Origin of the sequence: Mesorhizobium sp. M7A.F.Ca.CA.002.04.1.1, assembly GCF_004022805.1 — a bacterium.
Classification (GTDB): Bacteria; Pseudomonadota; Alphaproteobacteria; order Rhizobiales; family Rhizobiaceae; genus Mesorhizobium; species Mesorhizobium ciceri.
The window spans coordinates 1-2,888 of the sequence record NZ_RZPL01000707.1 but is presented as its reverse complement, the minus strand read 5'-3'; the positions used below and the strand labels follow the sequence as shown (position 1 = coordinate 2,888).

Sequence of the window (2,888 nt, the reverse complement as noted above, 5' to 3'; positions counted from 1 at the left end):
AACCTGATCCTGTTTTCTCTGGTGGCCGGCGTCACCACCATTGCCGCCTTTGACGTCTATGGCGAGGTGCTGCTGCATCCCGACCAGATATCGGCGAAATTCGACAGCTGGTTCCTGGCAGCCCTTGCTGCCCTGACCTTTGCAGTTGCGACGCTTGGCATCAACGTCGTGGCGAACTTCGTCTCGCCGGCCTTCGACTTCTCCAATGTCTTTCCCAGGCAGATCGACTTCAAGAAGGGCGGCTATATCGCGGCCGTGATCGCCCTGCTGCTCTATCCCTTCGCGCCATGGGAAGGCAGTGCGGCTTCCTTCGTCAACATCATCGGCGCGACGATGGGGCCGATCTTCGGGGTGATGATGGTCGACTACTACCTGATCCGGAAGGGTGAGGTCGACGTCGAGGCGCTTTATCGCGAAGATGGCGAATTCCGCTTCCAGGGCGGCTGGCACGTCAACGCCTTCATCGCCGCCGGCATCGGCGCCATCTTCTCGTCGATCCTGCCCAACTTCACCAACTGGCTGCCGTCCTGGTGGGGTGTCTATGGCTGGTTCTTCGGCGTGGCGATCGCCGGCATCATCTACTACGTGCTGCGCACCGCCGCTTTGGGCGCCGGCGCCAGGACCGCGAAGGCCTGACAAGGTGAATTTTGGGGCGGCGAGAGCCGCCCCAAAACCTACCCGAGCATCTCGGCCAATCTGCGCACCGTGTTCCAGTTGCGCGACGTGCCCGTGCCCATGCGCTTGTGATTCATCGCCGCAAGCAGCCGCGAGCTTGGCCTCTCGCGCGAAAAGACGACCCAGATGTCGCCGCCGACCGAAGTCACTTTTTCATCCTCGCCGGCATAGGCCTGGAGCCCCGTCACGGCCTCCACGGGCGCAGGCTTGCGCATCACCCGTACGGCCACCTGATCGCCTGCTTTGGCCGAATCGGCCGGGAACGGATTGCCGGCGGCAAGCTTCAGCCAGTCCTTGGCACCACGCACGATGATGTCGACATGGCGGCCGAAGGTTTTTTCGAAGGCTGCCTCCAGCCGCTGTTCAAGGTCGGCAATATCAGTTGCCGGCGCCTCGAAGACCAGATTTCCGGTCGCCACCAGGGTGCGCGGGTTCTTCAGCCCGAGATCTTCCGCCATGGCCTTGAGATCGGCCATGACGACCCGGCGGCCCTCGCCCAGAATGATGCTGTAAAGCAGCGCGACATAGGTCTGCATGGCCGACCGGCCTACACCAGCCGGCTCTGCTCCACCGCTGCCTCGATGAAACTGGCGAACAGCGGATGCGGGTCGAGCGGCCGGCTTTTCAGTTCCGGATGATACTGCACGCCGATGAACCAGGGATGGTCCGGGTATTCGACCGTTTCCGGCAGCACGCCGTCGGGCGACATGCCGGCGAACACCAGGCCGCAATCCTCAAGCCGCTCCTTGTAGTCGACATTGACCTCGTAGCGGTGGCGATGGCGCTCGGAAATCTGAGTGTCGCCGTAGATCTCGGCGATCTTGGAGCCCTTGGCGAGCTCGGCCTGATAGGCGCCGAGCCGCATCGTGCCGCCGAGATCGCCGGTTTCGCGGCGCTTCTCCAGCATGTTGCCTTTCAGCCATTCGGTCATCAGGCCGACGACCGGTTCCTCGGTCGGACCAAACTCGGTCGAAGACGCATGCTCGACGCCGGCCAGCGACCGCGCCGCCTCGATGCAGGCCATCTGCATGCCGAAGCAGATGCCGAAATACGGCACTTTTCGCTCACGCGCGAACTTCGCCGCCAGGATTTTGCCTTCCGAGCCGCGCTCCCCAAAGCCGCCGGGAACCAGGATGCCATGCACCTTTTCCAGCCACGGCGTCGGATCCTCCTTTTCGAAGATCTCCGATTCGATCCAGTCGAGCTTGACCTTGACGTGATTGGCCAGGCCGCCATGCGACAGCGCCTCGATCAGCGATTTGTAGGCGTCCTTGAGGCCGGTATATTTGCCGACAACGGCGATGGTCACCTCGCCTTCCGGATTGTGGATGCGGTTGGACACCGCCTGCCACGGCTCCATACGCGGCTTCGGCGCCGGATCGATGCCGAAGGCGGCCAGGACTTCCGAATCGAGCCCTTCCTTGTGATAGGCCATCGGCACGTCGTAGATATGCGGCACGTCGAGCGCCTGGATCACGGCGCTTTCGCGCACATTGCAGAACAGCGACAGTTTTCTGCGCTCTTCCTTGGGGATAGCGCGGTCGGCGCGGACCAGCAGGATGTCGGGCGCGATGCCGATGCCGCGCAGTTCCTTGACCGAATGCTGAGTCGGCTTGGTCTTCAGCTCACCGGCCGTCGGGATATAGGGCATCAGCGTCAGATGCACGTAGACGGCATTGTTGCGCGGCAAGTCGTTGCCGAGCTGGCGTATAGCCTCCAGGAACGGCATCGCCTCGATGTCGCCGACCGTGCCGCCGATCTCGCACAGCACGAAATCATAGTCGTCATTGCCGTTGAGGACGAAATTCTTGATCTCGTCGGTGACGTGGGGGATGACCTGCACGGTGGCGCCGAGATAGTCGCCGCGCCGCTCGCGCTCGATGATGTTCTTGTAGATGCGGCCGGTGGTGATGTTGTCCTGCTGGTTGGCGGAGCGGCCTGTGAAGCGCTCGTAATGGCCAAGATCAAGATCGGTTTCCGCACCATCGTCGGTGACGAAAACCTCGCCATGCTGGTACGGCGACATCGTCCCCGGATCGACATTGAGATAGGGATCGAGTTTTTTGATGCGTGCGCGATAGCCTCGCGCCTGCAGGAGAGCCCCAAGGGCCGCTGCGGCAATGCCTTTTCCAAGTGAGGAAACCACGCCGCCTGTGATGAATACATATCGCGCCATGGGAGTCATCGCTTAACGCGGCCGGATTGATTCCGCC

3 protein-coding genes are annotated in these 2,888 nt (G+C 62.2%); 1 reads left to right on the top strand and 2 read right to left on the bottom strand.

Going from position 1 to position 2,888, the window contains the following annotated elements; genetic code table 11:
* On the top strand, nt 1-636 hold a 636-nt coding region (locus ENZ75_RS27150), incomplete at its 5' end, for a cytosine permease (protein ID WP_206617112.1).
* Between the two features lie 38 nt (nt 637-674).
* Here the strand turns inward: ENZ75_RS27150 and ENZ75_RS27145 are convergent.
* Both ENZ75_RS27145 and ENZ75_RS27140 read right to left on the bottom strand, forming a co-directional pair.
* Nucleotides 675-1,211, bottom strand: coding sequence for a DUF1697 domain-containing protein (locus tag ENZ75_RS27145; protein WP_013531732.1), 537 nt, complete (start codon nt 1,209-1,211; stop codon nt 675-677).
* Nucleotides 1,212-1,222: 11 nt separating this feature from the next.
* Complete coding sequence (locus tag ENZ75_RS27140) at nt 1,223-2,860, bottom strand: CTP synthase (RefSeq protein ID WP_013531733.1); 1,638 nt, start codon at nt 2,858-2,860, stop codon at nt 1,223-1,225.
* Nucleotides 2,861-2,888: the final 28 nt, after the last annotated feature.